14 protein-coding genes and 1 tRNA gene are annotated in these 22837 nt (G+C 29.8%); 9 read left to right on the top strand and 6 right to left on the bottom strand.

Going from position 1 to position 22837, the window contains the following annotated elements; translation table 11 throughout:
* Positions 1-405 precede the first annotated feature (405 nt).
* Together glyQ and glyS are read left to right on the top strand one after the other, a co-directional pair.
* Positions 406-1317 carry a glycine--tRNA ligase subunit alpha gene (gene glyQ, locus M9407_RS02610; protein ID WP_250236930.1) on the top strand — a complete coding sequence of 304 codons (912 nt, stop codon included), beginning with the start codon at positions 406-408 and terminating at the stop codon, positions 1315-1317.
* A gap of 26 nt (positions 1318-1343) precedes the next feature.
* Positions 1344-3437 carry a glycine--tRNA ligase subunit beta gene (gene glyS / locus M9407_RS02605; RefSeq protein WP_250236929.1) on the top strand — a complete coding sequence of 698 codons (2094 nt, stop codon included), beginning with the start codon at positions 1344-1346 and terminating at the stop codon, positions 3435-3437.
* 179 nt (positions 3438-3616) lie between these two features.
* On the opposite strand, the gene M9407_RS02600 is transcribed toward glyS, so the two are convergent.
* On the bottom strand, positions 3617-4234 hold the full coding sequence (locus M9407_RS02600) for a Fe-Mn family superoxide dismutase (RefSeq protein WP_250236928.1): 618 nt from the start codon (positions 4232-4234) through the stop codon (positions 3617-3619).
* A 334-nt stretch (positions 4235-4568) separates the two neighbouring features.
* Here M9407_RS02600 and M9407_RS02595 point away from each other — a divergent pair.
* Positions 4569-4642: transfer RNA gene (locus tag M9407_RS02595), tRNA-Pro, on the top strand.
* A 191-nt stretch (positions 4643-4833) separates the two neighbouring features.
* Entirely contained in the window at positions 4834-6915 is a 2082-nt protein-coding gene (locus tag M9407_RS02590; protein ID WP_250236926.1) for a M3 family metallopeptidase, read from the top strand.
* Positions 6916-7327: 412 nt separating this feature from the next.
* Here M9407_RS02590 and M9407_RS02585 read toward each other — a convergent pair whose 3' ends face one another.
* Positions 7328-8950, bottom strand: coding sequence for an inorganic phosphate transporter (locus tag M9407_RS02585; protein WP_250236925.1), 1623 nt, complete (start codon positions 8948-8950; stop codon positions 7328-7330).
* A gap of 352 nt (positions 8951-9302) precedes the next feature.
* On the opposite strand from M9407_RS02585, the gene ubiA reads away from it, so the two are divergent.
* Positions 9303-10175, top strand: coding sequence for a 4-hydroxybenzoate octaprenyltransferase (gene ubiA / locus M9407_RS02580; protein WP_250236924.1), 873 nt, complete (start codon positions 9303-9305; stop codon positions 10173-10175).
* Positions 10176-10467: 292 nt separating this feature from the next.
* On the opposite strand, the gene zur is transcribed toward ubiA, so the two are convergent.
* Positions 10468-10941 (bottom strand): zinc uptake transcriptional repressor Zur, encoded by a 474-nt coding sequence (gene zur / locus M9407_RS02575; RefSeq protein ID WP_250236922.1) that lies wholly within the window; start codon positions 10939-10941, stop codon positions 10468-10470.
* Positions 10942-11462: 521 nt separating this feature from the next.
* Between zur and dnaB the strand changes: the two genes are divergently transcribed.
* The 4 genes from dnaB (at position 11463) to gltP (ending at position 17924) form a co-directional block, all read left to right on the top strand.
* Positions 11463-12836 carry a replicative DNA helicase gene (gene dnaB, locus M9407_RS02570; RefSeq protein ID WP_250235148.1) on the top strand — a complete coding sequence of 458 codons (1374 nt, stop codon included), beginning with the start codon at positions 11463-11465 and terminating at the stop codon, positions 12834-12836.
* A 459-nt stretch (positions 12837-13295) separates the two neighbouring features.
* Entirely contained in the window at positions 13296-13769 is a 474-nt protein-coding gene (gene ssb, locus M9407_RS02565; protein ID WP_250236921.1) for a single-stranded DNA-binding protein, read from the top strand.
* A 524-nt stretch (positions 13770-14293) separates the two neighbouring features.
* Positions 14294-15937, top strand: a complete 1644-nt coding sequence (locus M9407_RS02560) for a Na+/H+ antiporter (protein WP_250231638.1) — start codon at positions 14294-14296, stop codon at positions 15935-15937.
* 694 nt (positions 15938-16631) lie between these two features.
* Complete coding sequence (gene gltP / locus M9407_RS02555; protein WP_420022286.1) at positions 16632-17924, top strand: glutamate/aspartate:proton symporter GltP; 1293 nt, start codon at positions 16632-16634, stop codon at positions 17922-17924.
* A gap of 271 nt (positions 17925-18195) precedes the next feature.
* On the opposite strand, the gene M9407_RS02550 is transcribed toward gltP, so the two are convergent.
* From M9407_RS02550 to M9407_RS02540, 3 genes are all read right to left on the bottom strand, one after another.
* Positions 18196-18597: a Rid family detoxifying hydrolase gene (locus M9407_RS02550; RefSeq protein ID WP_250236920.1), complete on the bottom strand. Its 402-nt coding sequence runs from the start codon at positions 18595-18597 to the stop codon at positions 18196-18198.
* Between the two features lie 80 nt (positions 18598-18677).
* On the bottom strand, positions 18678-19706 hold the full coding sequence (argF, locus tag M9407_RS02545) for an ornithine carbamoyltransferase (RefSeq protein WP_250236919.1): 1029 nt from the start codon (positions 19704-19706) through the stop codon (positions 18678-18680).
* Positions 19707-19979: 273 nt separating this feature from the next.
* The gene (locus M9407_RS02540) at positions 19980-22832 is read right to left on the bottom strand and encodes a valine--tRNA ligase (protein WP_250236918.1); all 2853 of its coding nucleotides are present in this window, start codon (positions 22830-22832) and stop codon (positions 19980-19982) included.
* Between the last annotated feature and the right edge of the window lie 5 nt (positions 22833-22837).

The raw sequence follows: 22837 nt of genomic DNA, 5'->3' as shown, positions 1-22837 counted from the left end.
TTCTTATCGATATTAAGGACAAAACCACGGTATTCATGACATATGAATGTGGATTTTTTTATTTCGTTTATATAGCATATTTATAAAACCGATGTAGAATCAATGTGTTTTAAATAATTTATTTTAAAAATATCTCATAATTATATATGTGTGTTGAAAAAATAACATCTAATACTAATAGATATAAAAATATAAGCATTGATATTTTGTGATGACCTATACATGTATAATATATACTGATTTTTTAATTTAAAAATATTTTAATTACATGATAGCAACTATTTTCTGTAAATATAGATTCAGTTTTCATGACATTATAAATGTTATTAATAATAATTAATGAATCATTTTTATTTTTTTAAGTAGGTGTGAAACTTACAATATTTTTTTAATAGATAAGATAAAATGCACGATAACAATGATACAAAAACTTTTCAAGGACTAATACGGGCATTAGAAAGTTATTGGGAAGGTTATGGTTGTATCGCCGCTCAACCATTAGATATAGAAGTTGGAGCAGCTACTTCACATCCTATGACTTTTTTTAATGCTATTGGCCCAGAACCTGTTGCTGTCTCTTATGTTCAGGTATCTCGCCGCCCGATGGATAGTCGATATGGTCACAATCCAAATAAGTTGCAACAATATTATCAGTTTCAAGTAATTATAAAACCTTCTCCAAAAAATATGCTGCAACTATATTTAGATTCTTTAAAAAAACTTGGATTAAATCACATAAAAAATGATATTTTTTTTATTGAAGATAATTGGGAAAATCCTACGCTTGGAGCATGGGGATTAGGTTGGGAAGTTTGGTTGAATGGCATGGAAATTACACAACTTACTTATTTTCAGCAAATAGGTGGATTAGAATGCAGACCTGTTACTGGAGAAATCACTTATGGTTTAGAGCGCTTATCTTTATTCTTACAAGGAGTAAATCATGTCTATGATTTGATTTGGAGTTATGGTGCATTAGGACCTGTTACGTATGGAGATTTATTTCATCAAAATGAATTAGAACAATCAATTTATAATTGTGAGCATACGGATATTGAATTTTTATTTAAAATTTTTAGTCAATATGAAAATGAGATAAAATACTTAATTACTATGACACAACCATTACTTATGCCAGCATATGAACGAGTTTTAAAAGCAATACATATTTTTAATTTATTAGACGCCAGAAAAGTAATTTCCATTACGGAAAGGAAAAATTATATTTTACGTATTCGCAAATTATCAAAAATGATAGCAGAAGCTTACTATGTATCTCGTAGAAAATTAGGATTTCCTATGTGTATGAGGAAATGATAATATAATGAAAGGATAATTTTATAATGAAAGTATGTACGTTTTTAGTAGAAATTGGTACTGAATCGTTACCATCTAAAATTTTAAAAAAATTAGGAAAAGACTTTTTTTATCAAATTATTAGTGGATTTAAAAAAAATAATTTTGTTTACGATAAGGTTAACTGGTTTGCATCTTCATGTCGTTTAGCAGTCAAGGCTAATTTAGTAATAAAAAGTGATTCTAACAACACTAATATTGAATGCGTTGATCAATCAGATACTACTAGCGACACGTATGACAAATATATTAACAATACAGATACTCAAATTAATCATATAGTTAATAATATCAATATTAGAAGTAATGTGTGTGCTAATAATTTTCAAAAAATATTGGAATGTGATAGAAATATAGGAATACATAAAAATTTAAAATATTTATTGTGCAAAATAATTAGTTCCGCTTTAGAAAAATTAAGCAATTATGAAATGATGCGTTGGAGCGACATAGATGTTCCATTTGTTCGCCCTGTTCGTACTGTAACTATGTTGTTAGATACATATCTTATTCCGGGTTGTTTTTTTGGTATAAAAACAGATCGAGTATTGTATGGTAATAGATGTATGGAAGACGATAAAATTACTCTCGAACACGCAGATCATTATCCAGATGTTTTGATTAAAAACGGTTGGGTAATAGCAGATTATGATACCCGTAAAAATACCATATGCGCAGAGATAGAAAAAGAAGCTAGAAAACTCGGGGGAGTTGTAGATGTTCAGGATGCAAATAGTTTGTTAGAAGAGGTTACTTCGTTAGTAGAATGGCCTGTAATTCTTTCTGGTCAATTTAATAATAAATTTTTGGTATTGCCACGTGAAGTAATACTTCATATTATGAGATACGATCAAAAGTATTTTCCGGTATATAATGTTATCGATGGAGTCTTATTACCGTATTTTATTTTCGTATCGAATACGATTTCAGATAACTATAAAAAAATTATTAATGGACATGAAAATGTGATAATTCCACGTTTAATGGATGCAGAGTTTTTTTTAATGCAAGATAATACATGTCGTTTAGAAGATTACATACCTAAATTAAATTCTGTGTTATTTCATAGAAGACTTGGTACTTTGCGTGATAAAAGTTGGCGTATAGAAGAATTATCTGGATGGATTGCTGAGAAAATAGGTATAGATATAAAGCAAACGAGACGCGCTGGATATTTATGTAAGTGTGATTTAATGAGCAATATGGTATTTGAGTTTCCTTCGACTCAGGGAACTATTGGTATGTATTATGCTCGCCGTGATGGTGAATCAGAAGAAATAGCATTAGCACAAAAGGAACATTATAAACCACGTTTTTCTAAGGATAAACTTCCTACTACTCATATTTCTTGTGCTGTATCTATTGCAGATAAAATGGATACTATATCAGGTATATTTGGCGTTAAAGAGTTACCGAAAGGTAATAGAGATCCGTTTGCTTTAAAAAGATCTGCAATTGGGATTTTACGTATTCTTATATATAAAAAATTACCAATAAACTTATTTGATCTAATACAAAAGTCAGTAAAATTATATGGTTCACAATTAATGAATACGACAGTTATTAATGATATTCATAATTTTATGTATAAGCGTTTGTTTTCGTGGTATCATTCAAGAGGGTATAAATTAGATGTTATTAGATCAGTTTTAAATGTTAAATCTGGTAATGTAGTAGATATCGATGCCCGAATACAAGCAGTCACTGATTTTTTTGGATTACAAAAAGAGGAAAACGTTAAATTAAATTTAATTTATAAACGCATATCTAATATACTATTAAAAAATAAAATCTCTTATAATGAGGATGTGCAGTATTTTTTATTAAAAATTCCAGAAGAAATATGTTTAGCCATGGAGGTAATTTCTATAGAAAAAAGATTGCAAGTATTGTGTGCGGATTATCGTTATTATGATGCACTAACTGTCGTATTAACAATAATGAGCGCAGTAAATTCATTTTTTGATAATGTTATGATTATGGATGAAAATGAAAATGTGAGAATTAATCGATTAACCTTGCTAAATAAGGTTAGAAATTTATTTTTAAAGGTGGCAGATATTTCTTTATTACATGTTTAAATGTACATCTGTATATATTCATTATGTTCTCAGTAGCCCGTAATCATCCTTTACGGGCTACTGAAGTCATGACTGATAATTATCATTTATATCAAAATGTAATCGATGTCTAGAATATGATCAAATGTTTGATATGCATGTAAAACTTATAACCCAACTTAAGTTAATAACAAGCATTTTTATATTTGATTAAATTGCGCGCATACTTCATCCCAGTTGACTACATTCCAAAATGATCTAATATAATCTAAACGCCGATTTTGATATTTTAAATAATAAGCGTGTTCCCACACATCTAATCCAAGAATTGGGTGTCCATTTGTTCCGGAGATATCTGCCCCCATTAATGGGTTATCTTGATTGGCAGTAGATACTATAGACAAAATATTATTTTGTTTTATGAGCCATATCCAACCAGATCCAAAACGACTGATAGCAGTTTTTTCAAAATGATCTTTAAAAGAAGAGATACTTGAAAAGTTATATTCTATTGCGTCTTTTAATGAACCTTGAAGTATAGTATTCTTTTTAAGATACTTCCAAAAAAGGCTATGATTGATATGTCCTCCAGCATTGTTGCGTAATATAGTTTTTTTGTGATTAGGCAAATGGTTTAATTTTTTTATTAATTCTATGATAGGTAGATTGGAAAATTCAGGCAAGTCAATTAGTGCTGCATTAGTGTTATCGATATATGTTTGATGGTGTTTTGTATGATGAATCTTCATAGTTTTTTCATCAAAAAATGGCTCTAAAGCATCATATGAATAAGTTAAAGAAGGCAGTATAAAATTCATAATAAAATTTCTCCATAATTATGTAAATATTAAGAGTAGTAATGTTAAGAACAATTCAAATTATACATTCATTAATAAATAATGTATACAAGTAGATTATTTATTAATGAATGTATAAAAATAATTGCATTTTTGAATTGATATTTATGTATATATTAATTTTTAATAAAACATGATATTATAATAATATAATCGAAATATACATTCAGTACTTATTTTATTGATAAGATTGAATGAGTAATTTTTAGATTCTATTATTATTAATTGTGTTAATAAAAGCAAAAATATTTCCATTTAAATCGCAAGTTATATATATATGACTATACTTATAGTACGGTGAGTAGCGTAGTTTGGTAGCGCAATACGTTCGGGACGTATAGGTCGAAGGTTCAAATCCTTCCTCACCGATATGAAACTAATAACGTATTTTTATTTAATTATTTATACGAAATGATACTGTAATTAAGATTATTTAATAGATATTAAAAAAATATATCCTCAAGATATATATATGTGTCTCGTTACACATATACACTCGATATAACGGAATATTTTAAAATTGGCGACATAATAGCTACAAATTTTTTAGGTTTTATTATATGGATAGTAATCCGTTATTAAATTATTCTATATTTCCTCCATTTTCTTCTATTAAGGTACATCATGTAAAAGAGGCTGTACAAAAGGTTTTGACTAATTGTTATAATACGGTAAATCAGATTGTATCCGAAAGACGTATAAATTGGGATACGCTATATTATCCATTGATGATTGCAGAAAATGAATTGCAACGTACTTGGTCTCCGATAACACATTTAAATTCTGTACAACATAACCTAGAATTACGTAAGGTTTATGAAGAAAGTCTATCGTTTATTTTTGAATATAGAAACTGGATCAATCAACATGATGGATTGTATAAGTCTTATCAAGCATTACAACATGGAGATTCTTATCAAAAGTTGAGCGTAATACAGAAAAAAGTATTAAATAATATTTTACATAATTTTAAGTTCTCGGGGATTTATCTATCTCCACAGAAAAAAAAAATATATGCACATATAACTTCTAGATTATCCCGATTGAGTTCAAATTATGCTAATAATGTGTTTGACGCAACGTTAGGTTGGAATAAGTTAATTACTGAAAAAAGATTACTATCTGGGATACCAGAGCATACATTGGAGATTGCTCGCTTAGCAGCACAAGTTCGTGGAGAAAAAGGATGGTTATTTACATTGCAATACCCTAGTTATTCTTCAGTTCTTTTGTATTGCGATACACAAGAACTTAGAAAAGAGCTATATTGGGCTTTTAATACTCGTGCTTCTGATCAAGGACCCAATAGTGGAAAATGGGATAATACTTTAGTAATGGATGAAATTCTTGCATTACGCTATGAGCTAGCAAAAATATTAGGATTTAACACTTATCTTGAAAAATCTTTATCCAAAAGAATGATACAGAGCCCAGAACAAGTATTTAATTTTCTTATGAATTTATCTATTCAGATACGTGCTTATGAATATAAGGAATTTTTAGAAATACAAAATTTTGCTAAAAAAAAATGTTCTTGTGTATCTTTAAATCCATGGGATATTGCATATTATGGAGAGAAACAAAAACAATATCTTTTTTCTATTAAAAATGAAGAATTACGTTACTATTTTCCTGAAAAAACAGTACTTTATGGAATGTTTTCAGTAGTGAATCGTATTTATGGAATCACCATTAAAGAGCGCTATGACGTAGAAACATGGCATTCTGATGTACAATTTTTTGATATTTTTGATGAAGAAGATGAATGGATGGGAGGATTTTATTTAGATATATATCTTAGAGACGATAAACGAGAGGGCGCTTGGATGGATGAATTAGTGGGTAAGATGTATCGAAATAATACCATTATCCAAAAACCTATTGCATACTTAACTTGTAACTTTAATTGTTCAGAAAATCAGAAATCATCATGTTTGTTGACGCATCATGATGTGATAACTTTATTTCATGAATTTGGCCATGTACTACATCATATTATGACGCGTATTGATATTCCGGAAATATCTGGAGTTAATGGAGTGCCTTGGGATGCAGTAGAATTACCTAGTCAACTTATGGAAAAATTTTGTTGGGACCCTAATGTATTACAATTAATTTCTATGCATTATCAAAAAAAAGAACCGCTACCTGATTATATAATAAATAATTTATTAAAAACAAAAACATATCAATCATCATCTTATCTTTTACGTCAAGTGGTATATGGGTTATTTGATTTACGAATACATCATGAATATATGCCAGGGGAAAAGAGGAGTGCATTGAAAATATTTAACGAAGTAATAAAACAAGTATCAACGCATCATTTCTCAATGGATTGGGATCGGTTCCCTAATTCTTTTCTACATATTTTTTCGGATGATTATTCTGCGGGGTATTATAGTTATTTATGGGCAGATATGTTAGCGTCTAACGTTTGGTGTCGTTTTCAAGAAAAAGGTGTTCTTAATTCGAAAATAGGGAAATTATTTCTTAATGACATACTTGCGTTGGGGGGTACTATCGATTTGGAGAAATGTCTTGTAAAATTTTGTACACAAACTATGACAGTAGAATCTATGCTAAGGTATTATGGGATTTCTGATTCTATTGACCATTCTATGTCAGTAAAGTATATATAAATTATTAAAAATATTGTTTTAATATGTGAATCATTCTTACATTAAGAATGATAGATTGGTGTTTGTTCATTCTTATTGTAAATAAAGAATGTGATTTTTGTTTCTTAAAATAAGATATGTGTTTTTTAAATTATTGATTAAAAGAATTATCGATATACTGACGATAAAAGATTTTTCACATTAGTTTTTCTACCAGATATTTCGATAGTCATGTGTAAGGAAATTTGGATAATCGTGTTATCTATAAATAAAAGCGTTAAATTAATAAATAGGAATGGCCAATAAATATTATTTATTTTTAATTGCTTACAAAATTCTTAATTTTTAAATTTCATTTAAAATGAAAATGTTCTTTTTTAATAAAAAGATAGAACAATATGACAGGTGTGTTGATTTAATTTTTTTATTTGTTTTATATTTGAATATATTTGTGTAATAATCTTAATGCAGCCCAATAAAAACTCCCGCTTAGTACGATAGAGACAGGCACAGTTAATGACCAAGTTATTAATATATTTTTTATTGTTTTCCCTTGTACTCCCCATCCACGAATTAGCATGCTTCCTGTGATGGATGAGGATAACACATGAGTCGTTGAAACAGGCATACCAGCATAACTTGCTGTGCCTATGGATATAGCTGTGGTTAATTGGGCTGATAAACCTTGCGCATAAGTCATCTCTTTTTTTCCTATTTTTTCACCAATGGTAGTAGCAACCCGTTTCCACCCAATGATCGTTCCCAGAGATAATGACAATGCAACAGATAAAATAATCCAAGTTGGTGCATATTCAATTGTGTTCAGCAAATGTTCTTTTAAATGTTTAAGAAAATTTTTATTTTTATATGAGGTTTCTGGAAGCATTATGATTTGATCTAAAATATCTACTATATATATGAGTAGTTGTCTCATTTGGGAGCGTTGATCTATATTTAATTGAGCATAACTATCTAAATTTTCAAGTAATAATAAAGCGTTATTAATAATAGTAAGAGTTAATGAAAAATCATGAAAAATTTTTCTTAGTTGTATCTCTTTTTCTGAAGCAGAGAGATATTTGTTAAAGTATGTTACATTATTGTTATTCACAAACATTTGCGTAGAATCTTTGATGGAAGGAACGATACCTTTTAGTTGATTTAATGCTATTGATATAGGCATAGATGTTATTTCTGATGGCACGATAGTTTTAAAATTATTATAGTGTTGAGTATAATATTCATAAAAATTGCTAACGGCATTTCGAGTGCGAGATATTTCATGATTGCTAGCATGCATATTCAGCATAAAGTTTGCCGGAGCTACTCCTATTAACAGTAACATAACGAGCCCAATTCCTTTTTGCCCATCGTTTGCTCCATGAGAAAAACTAACTCCAGCTGCAGATAAAATTAATATAATACGAGTCCATAATGATGGTTGAGGTCTTCCATATTTTTGTGTTTGTTGGGTTGGAGTAATATGAATGTTTTTATGTTTTTTGTTGTTATTCCAATATCTACATAATATTAACATCATTATTCTAGCTAGCGTCAAACCTATTATCGGTGATATTATTAATGATAAAAAAATATTAATTAATTTCGGAATATTCAATCCTTGCACCATTGGGCAATGCGTAACAATTGCGTGCACTAATCCAATCCCAATTAATGCTCCAATTAGAGTATGAGAACTAGAGGTAGGAAACCTGAAATACCACGTTCCAAGATTCCACAGTATTGCTGCAAATAATGTGGAAAAAATCATAGCTAAAATATGATTAGCATTAGTATTCATAAAAAAATATGTAGGAAGTAAATGGATAATTGTATATGCAACACTTAAACCACTTAATGTTACGCCTAAAAAATTAAATATTCCTGACATTAATACTGCGTTATGAGAACGTAACGAACAGGTATAAATTACTGTGACTACAGAATTAGCAGTATCATGAAAACCATTAATAGCTTCATAAATAAATACGAGAATCAATGCGAGAATCAACATAATGCTGATGTGTATTTCTAAGTTGAAGAGAAAGTGTGACATGAGAAATACGCCATTATTAAAATGATAAAATTCGTATTATCTAAGAGAATCTATGTAGAGAAAAAGAAAATTATATTTTTTTATGATGATCATATGTATTTATGATATATTTTGCTATCGTATGATCATTTTTTTTATAAAAATATTTCATGTCTGCTTCCTATTGTATACGACAAAATATTTATTGGTTTAACAAATTGGCAATGGATACGATTACAGTAATACGTAGTTATTTCATGAAATACAAGCGAAATAAATATCCGGTAATGCCATTCTATATACTATGATAACGATATCAATCATTGATAGTATTATTGGTAAAGTTACAACGATTATATTATTTACTAATTTCATGTCAAATAAGCTTTTTTTTATTAAAAAGTGTTCTAATCTAGCACAGTTAATGCGTATTAATCAACCTATTGGGTTTTTTCTGTTATTATGGCCTACTTTATGGGGGCTGTGGTTATCACACAAAGGTATCCCTGACAAAGTTATTTTAATAGTGTTTGTTGTCGGAGCGCTGTGTATGCGCTCTGCAGGTTGTATAATCAATGATTATGTTGATTATGATATCGATAGGCATGTTCAACGTACTAAAATGCGTCCTTTAACATCTGGAAAGATTACGAAAAAAGAGGCATTAGTGACGTTAGCGATGCTTCTTTTTATTGCATTTATATTGGTTTTAAGTTTGAATTTTGTTACTATCTTTTTATCTGCAGTAGCTTTGATATTATCTTGGATATATCCATATCTTAAAAGATATACTTATTTCCCCCAATTAATATTAGGAATATTGTTTAGTTGGCCTATTTTAATGACGTTTACTGCAATTAATAATCCCATAAGTAGTACTGCTTGGTTATTATTTCTGACGAATACCGTATGGACAATAGTATATGACACACAGTATGCTATGATAGATCGAGAAGATGATATATGTGTTGGAATTAAATCATTTGCTGTATTTTTTGGTGACATGGATAAATTTTTGATAGGAATACTTCAATTATGTATTGTATTTATATTAGGAATTATTGGATGGAAGGAGCGATTTACTGTAGTATTTTATTTTTTTTCATTGTTTGGTGTCATCATATTATTTATGTGGCAACAAATATTAATTCATAAAAGAACACGAATAAGATATTTTCAGGCTTTTTTGAGTAATAATTATGTAGGTATGTTAGTGTTCATGGGTATTGCTTCGAGTTTTTGTTAATTTAAATATAATCAATTGCACTCTAAACAATAAGAGTGCTCGGAACAAACGTATTTAAATAAAAATGATTGCTGTCTGTAAGGAAATATTCATAACAAGTCCGTGGTATTTATAAAATAATTTTTATGCAGTTTATATAGATTCTGAATATTAATAATTTTAGTGTAAATTGGTACTAATATACAGGTGTAGTGGCAACATTAATTGTTAGTTAAATTAATGTGTATTATTGCGTTAGTTGATAACGTATATAAAAAATATTTTATTAATATCATTACACATATAAAAATAATTAGGCTTTAAAATGTGGTCGTAATTCAAGGTTAATACATTTAGGACATAGTCCGTGTGCTTCAATAATGTTATTAAACATAGTAAATCCTGTAATTTTAGCTGTGTTTTGTAAAATTTCTTCGATTCCTTTTGTCGTTTGTTCAGTAACCTGTTTGCAACTTTTACAAATAAAGAAAGCAAAATTATGTGATAATCCAAAAAAATAGCGGCATAACATAAAACTATTGGTGGATTCAATACGATGAATAAATCCTTGTGCTAACAGAAAGTTTAAAGCACGATAAATAGTGGAAGGTTTTGCATGAGGTAGTGAGGATTGTCGCAGTAAATGCAGCAAATCATAAGCGCTTATAGCTCCGTTGTATTGGGACATCAATCGTAATACTGCCAAGCGCTGCGGTGTTAAACGCACACATCGCTGTTCGCATAGTTTTTTAATTTGAGTTAATATTTTTTGGATATTAGTATCCATACTGTTCCTTAATTATTGATGATATGTTTATACTGCTGTCAGTATAGGAGGTACTGAAAAGATGATGCTATAGAGCAATTATATAGTATATAAAAAATTATGGACTTATTAAATTAATTACATTCTTTTACATTTATCATGTATACAGTTTACAGTAAGTGAATATGAATGATATTGTAGAATAATTACACACAAGCGATGTTATTTTTATCTATAATAGATGTTTATGTGTTGTATGTTTTTAATTCATTAATCAACTGTAAGTATTTTCAAATTACGTTAATGAAAATTCTGAGATTATTAGATACAAAAGCGTATTTTTTAACTTCATTTATAATATTTTAAATAACTAATATATGCGCGCATGATGTCTGTACATATGGTTTCATGATTTATATTAGTTTAATTATTTTGGGTGTTTTATATGGTATTGTAATAGCGGAAATATGATTGTGCATGTTTAAAATTTAGATATTTCTTGTTAAGGAAAATAGAAATTTATACGAGGAAAATATTAAAAAATGCATGTTTCTCATGATCAGCAAGTAAATAATATGAAAATACCACCGTATTCGTTAGAAGCTGAACAGTCAGTGCTGGGTGGTTTAATGTTAGATAATACTCAATGGGAATATATATCAGTACAAGTAAATTCTGATGATTTTTTTAATTATGCTCATCGAATTATTTTTAATGAAATGAAACGTTTATTGGAAACAAATAAACCTATTGATTTAATAACACTGTCAGAATCTTTAGAGATTCAAGGAAAATTGGAATTAGTCGGAGGATTTGCGTATTTAGCAGAATTATCAAAAAATGTTCCCAGTGCTTCTAATGTAGTTGCATATGCTGATATAGTACGTGAACGATCGGTAATACGCGCAATGATTTCTATAGCAAATAAAATTGCCGACGCTGGATATAATCCTCAAGGTCGACGCAGTGATGAGCTATTAGATTTAGCTGAATCTCTTATTTTTCAAATTTCACATAGTAAAAGCAATCATAATCTTAATCCAAAAGGAATAGACCATATTTTAGAAAAGACAGTTGCTCATATTGAACAGGTATGTAATAGACCGAAATACGGTGTTACCGGTGTTTCTAGCGGATATAAAGACCTGGATAAAAAAACTGATGGTTTACAAAAATCTGATCTTATAATTATTGCCGCACGCCCTTCTATGGGAAAAACTGCTTTTGCTATGAATTTATGTGAACATGCCGCGATGACCGAAAAAAAACCGGTATTGATATTTAGTTTGGAAATGCCTGGTGATCAAATTATGATACGTATGTTAGCTTCATTATCTCGAGTTGATCAAGTACGTATTCGCACGGGTCGACTGAATAATGAAGATCGAGAAAGAATTACTAGTGCTATGGAACTTCTTTTGGAAAAACGTAATATATATATTGACGATTCCTCGTGTTTAACACCTGCTGAAGTGCGTGGACGGGCGCGTAGGTTGTTCCGAGAACATGATGGCTTGAGTTTAATTATGATTGATTATTTGCAATTAATGAGAGTACCGTCTTTATCTAATAATCGCACATTAGAAATTTCCGAAATTTCTCGATCGTTAAAAGCTTTAGCTAAGGAATTGAAAGTGCCAGTTATAGCTATTTCTCAGTTAAATAGAGGTTTGGAGCAACGCAATGACAAGCACCCCGTTAACTCAGATTTGCGTGAGTCCGGAGCAATTGAACAAGATGCTGATTTGATTTTATTTATTTACCGTGATGAAGTATACCATGAAAACAGTGAAATGAAAGGGATCGCTGAGATTATCCTAGGGAAACAACGGAATGGCCCCATTGGTACCATACGATTGATGTTTAACGGACAATGCTCTCGATTCGATAACTATGTTGAATCTGGTCAATATTAATATTCTATTATTAATGTGGATTGGTTATAGAATATTATTATATGAAAATAATTTATGTATTTATTCTATGAAAAAGTTTTAATATCTGTTTTATGTCAAATGACATATAATGTACGTATATTATTTTTGTTATGTTTTATACTGCAATAAGCATAAAAAATGGAATGAATTATTATTTGAAATTCACTATTATATATTTTGGTGTAAACGTAATTTACATTTATTTATAAAATATATTAAATAATTTTAAAATTATTTTTACTAACATAGTGCGGTGTTGATCGGAGAATGTTGATTTTTAATATAATGCATTTTATTGTGTGGTTTTTTATGAAAATATTAGTTAATAATATTGATCTTTATTTAAGTATATTAACTATACGGTTTTATTAAACGGCATAGCATGATTATGTTAATAAAATATTAAAAATACCATATGATGTAATTAATGGAGGAGTTGTGGCTAATAGGGGAATTAATAAAGTTATTTTAATAGGGTATCTCGGTCAGGAACCAGAGGTTCGTTATATGTCTAGTGGTAATATGGTTACTAATATTTCAGTAGCTACTACTGAATCCTGGAAAGATAAACAAACTAATGAATTTAAAGAAAAAACTGAGTGGCATCGTGTAGTGTTATTTGGGAGATTAGCAGAAATTGCATCAGAATATTTGCATAAAGGTTCTCAGGTATATATTGAAGGATCGTTAAAAACTAGAAAATGGCAAAATCAAAATGGACAAGATCGGTATATTACTGAAATTATTGTTAGTATCGGAGGCGCAATGCAAATGTTAGGTAGCCGTCATTCAGGAGAACATGTATCGTTAGATAATCAGAACGTAATGAATAGCGGCGATAAAACCATATCGAATGATGTATCGGGTGCCCCATCCGATGTTAATTTTGATGATGAGGATATTCCTTTTTAGACGACCTGTATCTATTAAAAATTAATAAGTCATTTTTTTATTATTGCGTAGGCGTATATGGGTTGGATTTTCAAATAGTTATTTTTACGTTTATATACACTTATAAACATAACATGCATAAATTATATTTTATATTTTTAGTATACCAATAAAAATTTGATATTGTTGTTGTGTTTTTAAGCTACAATTTAATTAAATATGTGTCTATATGCTTGCTGCTATTTAACCAATATGATCATATTAAAGAGTGTTAGATGTTTTAAAATCTATTGCAACATGCATACCGAGGCCACTTAAATAAAAATCATAAAATTTATATTGTTAGAGCAAATATAAAAATATTTCATTTCTTGTAAGTAGTGTATAATTAAAGGTCGCATACATATATATGCGTGAATTTTATCACTTGTTTAATACTTTGTGAGTATGCCATGCTTATACACAATATGAAGTAAATATCAAAACTAAATACTATATTTGTAGGAAGAATATTTGTTTTTTTGGATACGGTTGAGATTTAAAGCATGGAGATTTTTTTTACGATTCTTATTCTTACTTTGGCTGTCTCTGTTTCAGGAGTTATAACACGAATTTTGCCGTTTCAAATGCCATTACCTCTAATGCAAATTGTATTAGGGGCTTTATTAGCTTGGCCTAGATTTGGATTACATGTAGATTTTAATCCTGAATTATTTTTATTGCTTTTTATTCCCCCGTTATTATTCTCTGATGGATGGAAAACGCCAATGCGTGAGTTTTTACGTCATGGAGGAGAAATTGTTATATTAGCATTGGTGTTGGTGATTATTACTGTGGTTGGTATCGGATATTTAATTCATTGGATGATACCAGACATGCCTCTTGTAGCAGCATTAGCATTAGCAGCGGTTTTATCTCCAACGGATGCGGTAGCGCTTTCAGGTATTGTAGGAGAGGGACGTATTTCTAAAAAGCTTATGGATATTCTTCAAGGAGAGGCTTTGATGAATGATGCGTCAGGATTAGTATCTCTTAAATTTGCTATTTCGGTAGCTATGGGCACTATGGTTTTCAGTGTGAGTGGAGCTTCTATAGAGTTTATCAAAGTATCTATGGGTGGTTTATTAACAGGGATAGCTGTTACTTGGGGATATAGTAAGTCATTAAGGTTTATCACTCATTGGAGTGGTGGTGATCCTGCTACTCAAACAATACTTCTTTTATTGTTACCTTTTGCGGCGTATTTAGTTGCTGAGCATATTGGAGTATCTGGGATATTATCGTCAGTTGCTTCGGGCATGACTATTGGTCAATCAGGAATAATTCGTAATGCTCCGTTAGCTATGCGTTTAAGAGGGAATAGTGTTTGGACAATGTTAGAGTTTGTGTTTAATGGCATGGTGTTTATTATGTTGGGATTGCAATTACCAGATATTTTATCGACCTCTATTTCACAAGCAGAAATGGATCCAACTACTAAAACATGGATGTTATTTGTATATGTAATTCTTATTTATTTCGCGTTAATGATACTTAGATTTGGATGGTTGTGGTTAATGAAAAATATAAGTTTATATTGTATGACTAAACGTCCAATGGTATTTAGCGAATATAGTATACGAGAAATCCTAATTGCTTCTTTTGCTGGAGTACGTGGTGCTATTACATTAGCAGGAGTACTTTCAATACCGCTTTTTTTAAGAGATGGATCAGTTTTTCCTTTTCGTTATCAATTAGTTTTTATTGCTACTGGTGTTATTTTATTCTCTTTATTATGCGGTGTCATTGTTCTGCCGTGGTTGTTGCAGGGAATTATAGTATCTGATAAATTATTACAACGCAAAGAAGAGCGCATGGCACGGGCTATAGCGGCAGAAGTAGCTATTGAAAGTTTATATAAACTAGAAGAACGATTAATGCATAGCCAAGAAGAAAACATTGATAGTCAAATTATTAATGAGGTAAGCGCGCGTGTTATCGGTAACTTACGTCGTCGTATAGACGGAAATAATGACGTAAATTCTATGTTAACTGAAGAGTTAGAGAGGCGGATGAGATTAAATGCATTACGTGCTGAACGAGGAGAATATTATCATTTACGCGCGCAACAAAAAATTAGTAATGAAACATTAACTAAATTATTACGCGACTTAGATTTTTTAGAAGCTTTATTAGCGGAGAATGAATAATATTATTTTATTTTGATCAGGCCGATTGCGATTTATAAATATTTACATCATTAATGTTGATAAATTTTAAGAAATTAACAGAAACTGATATGCAAATCATACGAATACTATTGTCATAGTCTATTTATATAATAAAGAGCGTTTACATATATTATAAAATACATCATTATTGTTATGGCTGTTATGTATTGACGTAAAGATATAACTTGTTAATAAAAATGAAATTTTTATGGATATTTAATTAGGCAAACAGTTGACTTACATGAAGGATAACCTTATCCTTTGAAAAGGTAATTGAAGAATTATTAAGGATGTGTCTTTATTTTAGAAGTTATAAATATTAATGTTACTGTTCTTTTGTCTCGTTGTAAATGTTTATAAATAGTTAATATGTAATTTTCAGTGTTAAGTGTATATATTACTCAATGCACATAAAAAGATGTTGCGTTGAGTTTTATTTTTTCAAGTGATTGTGTTTAATAAATAATTTATGGGTTATGTGGCTGGCGTTTTTGGTATGAAGATTAAGAGATTTTCTATAAATTAATTTATATTTTTAGTTAGTAGCTTCTTAGTGTACGTTAAATGTTATTTAACGGGGTTTTTTAGAAGAAAATTGTTTAAATCAAGTGATATAATTATTGTGGATTGATGTTAAATAAAAAAAATAACTCATTTTAATTAAGGGGTAACGATGATGATTAGAAAGTTTAAAATTACCCTTGCTTGGAAAATTTTTTTTGCTTTAAACTTGGGTATTGTTTTAGGAATTGTATTGCATAATCAAACAGAATTAAAAGATTGGATGATCATGACATTCCTATCTCCAGCTGGAGAAATTTTTATTCGTATGATAAAAATGATCGTGGTTCCCATTGTAATGGCTACATTGGTAGTTGGAATCGCTGGTATTGGAGATGCAAGAAAATTGGGAAGTATTGGTTTGAAGACTATTATTTATTTTGAAATTATTACAACACTTGCTATAGTACTTGGTGTAGCTTTTGCTAATTTGCTGCATCCTGGTTATGGCATTGACATGTCTCTTCTTTCGAAAACGGATATTTCAATGTACGAGCAAACTACATCTGAAATACAATCAAACTTAGTGAATACTATGCTATCGTTGATTCCTTCGAATATTATTCATTCTATGGCTAAAGGAGACATGTTACCAGTTATTTTTTTCTCAGTAATTTTTGGACTTGGATTGGCTACATTGCCAGAAAAAACTAAAAATCCATTATTAGAGATTTTTAATTCTGTAGCGGATACTATGTTCGAAGTAACACATATAGTAATGCGTTATGCTCCTATTGGGGTATTTGCTTTAATTTCAGTTACAGTTGCGACTTTTGGATTTAGCTCTTTGCTACCTCTTACTAAACTTGTATTATTAGTTTATGGTGCTATTGTTTTTTTTGCATTAGTAGTATTGGGTATAGTGGCGCGTATATGTAATCTTAGAATTTGGAAATTAATTTGTATTTTAAAAGAAGAACTAATTTTATCTTTTTCTACTGCTAGTTCAGAGACTGTATTACCACGTATTATAGAGAAAATGGAAGCTTATGGAGCTCCGTCAACTATTACTGGATTTGTAGTGCCTACTGGTTATTCTTTTAATTTAGATGGATCAACTTTATATCAAAGTATTGCTGCTATTTTCATTGCACAATTGTATGGTATTGAATTATCTTTAAGTCAAGAAATTATTTTAGTATTGACTTTAATGATTACTTCTAAAGGTATCGCTGGTGTTCCAGGAGTTTCCTTTGTAGTATTGTTAGCTACATTAGGTAGTGTAGGTATTCCATTAGAGGGATTAGCGTTTATAGCAGGAGTGGATAGGGTTTTAGACATGGGTCGTACAGCATTAAATGTTATAGGCAATGCTTTAGCGGTGTTAGTAATTGCAAAGTGGGAGAATCAATATGATACTGAACAAGCGCTAATATATGAATCAGAGATGCTATCTAATAAATAAATAGTAAATAATATGTTCATTATTTTCGTAATTATTGAAGAAATAGGATTATACATGTTTAGTATTGTCAAGTGTTTCTTGTTTCAAAAATAAAATGCATGCAAATAATGATAAAAATCTTAGTCATATTGTGTGACTACGTGATTGTTTTATGTAAGTAACTGTGGGAGATATGAGCAAGTCCATAGAGATAGGTAAGGTAAGGATTATTCGAAAGTAATTTGTTCGTTTACTGTTTATTGGTGTTTTATTATTACGATTGTTATTAGATTTATAAAATACGTGCAGCGATAGCCTCGATTTCTATTTTAGCATTTTTTGGTAATTTAGAAACCTCTACGCAGGAACGTGTTGGTAAAATTGCATCTTCATAAGAAGAAGATGAATGAAAAAATTTTATATAGCTAGCATTTATAATAGGTACATCATTGATATCAATGATAAATAATGTAGTTTTAATGATATTGTTGATTTGTAGACCAGCCGCTTCTATGATATTTTTGATATTTTCTAGTGATTGATACGTTTGATCGTAAACGTTGTCAGGAATAACATTTGTATCCGGCCGTATTCCTATTTGCCCGGATACAAATGTTATGTTTCCTATGTCTATCGCCTGCACATAAGGTCCAAGAGGTGTGGGAGATTTTTTTGTATTGATAACGTGAAGCATATAATTTTCCTAATGATTTGCGTGAAAAAATAAAGTATTAATTTTAGCCTTATATAAAAATATAATAAACCTCATTCTTATTATTGTGTATTAAAATTAGTGGAATCAGGAAGTAATGTTGCCAAAATCAGAGCTTTGACAGTATGTAATCGGTTTTCGGCTTGATCAAACACTACACTATACGGAGATTCGAATATATCATTCGTTACTTCTAGCCCATTTTTTAAATTATATTGTCGTGCTATTTTTTTGCCAATAGTGGTTTTGTTGTTGTGTAATGCCGGCAAACAATGTAAAAATTTTACATTTGGGTTATTGGTGTTTTGGATCATACGGTGATTTACTTGATACGGAGATAATAAAGAAATACGTTCTTTCCACACTTTTTCATTTTCTCCCATAGATACCCATACATCAGTGTATAAAAAATCTACGTCCTTTATTCCGATAGGGATATCTTCAGTAAGCGTAATATTTCCATTATTACGTTGCGCAATATTTTGACAATTTATAAATAGTTCTGGTGTTGGCCAAAACATTTTAGGTGATACTAATCTTAAATCAAATCCCATTATTGCTGCGGCTTCTAATAAAGAATTACTAATGTTGTTTTTTGCGTCCCCTATATAGGCTAACTTCATTTGATGAAACGTTTTATGCGGTAGTTGTTCCTTCATAGTCATAAGATCGGCAAGTAATTGTGTTGGATGAAATTTTACAGTAAGTCCATTCCATACTGGTACTCCAGAATATTGTGCAAATGTAGTGACTGTATCTTGACTGTAACCACGATATTGAATCCCGTGATACATCCGTCCTAATATTTTAGCAGTATCTTTAATAGATTCTTTATGTCCAATTTGACTAATATTTGGAGTCAAACAGGTCACACATGCGCCTTGATCAAATGCCGCTACTTCAAAAGCACATCTTGTTCTAGTTGAATGGTTTTCAAAAATGAGTACAATATTTTTTCCGTTTAATTTTTTAATTTCAGTGCATGTATTTTTTTTGTATTTTAAATAACTGGATAATTGCAATAGATAATGAATTTCATTTATAGTGAAATCTATTAATCGTAAAAAAGATCGTTTATATAGTTGATTCATATGACATTTACCTATTTGTTGATATTTATATAAATAACGTGGTTATTTATATTTCAATGAAAAATGTCATTTAAAAAAAATTTTTTGTTGTGTGATATTTAAATTTTTTAAATGCGTGGAAATTAATTTTGATAAATGTAGTGCGACAATTATTTAATAAATTAATTAATAATAACGAAATAAATTTATTATTAAAAATTTTGTATACTTAGAATACGAATACAAACTTTATTCTCCAAGTTATTTTTATTTAGATATTGTTATATAAAATGATCATAGTTTCTTCATGATAGCACATTGATCAATCAATTTATTTTGAATTTGTTTATAATAATTTAATAGTGTTTGTTTGTTTTTGATGACAGATTTTGGCGCGTGCTTCATAAAATTATTGTCACTTAGTAGTTTTTGTATTGCTTCAATTTTACGATTTATTAATTCTGATTCTTTTTTTAATCTATTTATTTCTCTTTCTTTATTAAATGTGTCTGGTATACGTATTAATAATTCTGATGAATCTAAGGGTATTGTTACTGATTTTGAATAGATCGTGCCTTTTGATATGAAATAGATACTTTTTAATCGAGCAATATGACATAAAATATTAGAATTTTCTGTAATGCGTTTTTTTACTTCTAATGAAGTATCCCTAAACGCTATTTGTAGGGGTGTATTGTATGATATATTCATGTTTATACGAGTGGTGCGTATTGCTATAATAGCATTTTTAATCCATTCAATATCTATTACGGATTTCATGTCAATTACGGATTCATCGTATTTTGGAAATGGTTGTAACATGATAGTTTTTCCATTATTCCCAGTAATTATTTTAACTTCTTGCCAAATTTTTTCTGTAATAAAAGGAATAATGGGGTGTGCTAATCGCAGTAATGATTCTAGTAATGTGATTAATGTGTAACGTGTACCTCTTAGTTCTAATGCATTCCCATTATAGAATATTGGTTTCGTTAATTCTACGTACCAATCACAAAACTGATGCCAAATAAATTCATGTAAAATATTGGCTATTTTATCAAAACGATAAATTTCTAATTTTTTATGAAAAATTTGTACTGTTTGATGAAATTTTGTAATGATCCAACGATCTGCCAAGGAAAATGATTTTTCATGGACAGATATACCACAATCTTGATTTTTGGTATGCATAATAACAAAGCGACTAGCATGCCATAATTTATTGCAAAAATTATGATAACCTGTTAGTCGTTGCATATCCCAATGTATATCGCGTCCAGATGATGCTAATGCTACTAAGGTAAATCGTAAAGCATCAGTTCCGTGGGGTTTAATTCCATTAGGAAATTGTTTTCTAGTATATTTTACAATTTTATTAGATAATTGAGGTTGTAACATGTTTTGTGTACGTTTTTCTAATAAATTTTCTATTGAAATACCATCTATTATGTCTATTGGATCAATAATGTTGCCTTTAGATTTAGACATTTTTTGACCTAATTCGTCGCGTATAAGGCCAGTAATGTATACAGTTTTAAAAGGAATTTGTGCTGATCCGTTATCATTTTTAATGAAATGCATAGTTAACATAATCATTCGTGCGATCCAAAAAAATATGATGTCAAATCCACTTATTATAATGTTAGTAGGATGAAAAACATTTAATAAACTAGTATTTTTAGGCCAACCTAAAGCTGCAAATGTCCAAAGACTTGAAGAAAACCATGTATCTAATACATCTTTATCTCTATGTAATATTACGTCATTATTTAATTTATTTTTTATTCTGATATCTTGCTCGCAGTGTCCTACGTATATTGTGTTGTTATCATCATACCAAGCAGGGATTTTATGTCCCCACCAGATTTGACGAGAGATGCACCAATCTTGAAGATTGTTCATCCAACTGAAATACATATTTTTATATTGTTTCGGAACAAAATTAATTATATTTAGATTTACCGCCTTTATCGCGTGTTGTGTTAAGTGTTTAACCCGTATATACCACTGATTAGTTAACATGGGTTCAATTATAGTGCCAGTGCGATCACTATACGGAATTGTTAAATCGTGAGGCTCTATATTATGTAACAATTTAAGCGCATTGCATTCGGAAATTATTTTTTTTCGTGCATTATTGCTGTCAAGATTATGAAATATTTGGGGAACGTTGTAGTATAATTGATCGGTAAGCTGTCCATCATTGTTAAACACTTCTAGTTTTTTAAGAATTTTACCATCAAGCGAAAAAATGTTTATCATAGGTAATCCATGTCTTTTTCCTATAATATAATCATTAAAATCATGGGCAGGAGTTATCTTAAGACAACCAGTTCCTTTAAACATGTCTACATTTTTATCAGAAATAATAGGAATACGTCTATTAGTTATGGGTACTATAACGTATTGTCCGATTAAATTTTTATAGCGAGTATCTTCTGGATGTACTGCAACGGCAGTATCTCCTAATATAGTTTCTGGTCGTGTTGTTGCGACAATTAAGTGATTAGAATTTGCACTGATAGCAGAATTATCTAATTTATAGTATAAATACCACATAGAACTTTTTGTTGGTTTATTTATAACTTCTAGATCAGAAATTGCGGTTTGTAATTTATAATCCCAGTTTACTAACCTTTTTCCTCTATAAATTAAATTATTTTGATACAAACGAATGAAAGCCTCTGTTACCGCATAAGACATTCCCTCATCCATGGTGAAACGCTTGCGCTTCCAATCTACTGAATTTCCTAATCGTTTCATTTGGTAGGTAATAAATTGTTCGGATTGACTTTTCCATGCCCAAATATTTTTTATTAATTCATCTCGTGTGTAATCATGCCTTGTTTTACCTGTGTTGTTATAAATTTTATGTTCCACTAGTATTTGTGCGGCAATCCCAGCATGATCTGTTCCTGTTTGCCATAAAGTATTCTTACCCTGCATTCTTTGGTAACGAATTAAAACGTCCATAATAGTTTGTTGAAATGCGTGTCCGAGATGTAATTGTCCTGTAATATTAGGCGGAGGCATCATAATGCAATAACTTTCCTGAGATGTATTTCCATGGGGGCTAAAGTAATCCCCATATTCCCAAAATTTATAAATTGGTTCTTCTATATCTTTAGGATTATATATTTTTTCCACGATAT

The sequence above is a fragment of the Blochmannia endosymbiont of Camponotus sp. genome (assembly GCF_023586365.1).
GTDB lineage: Bacteria > Pseudomonadota > Gammaproteobacteria > Enterobacterales > Enterobacteriaceae > Blochmanniella.
This window is presented reverse-complemented; position numbering and strand designations above follow the sequence as displayed.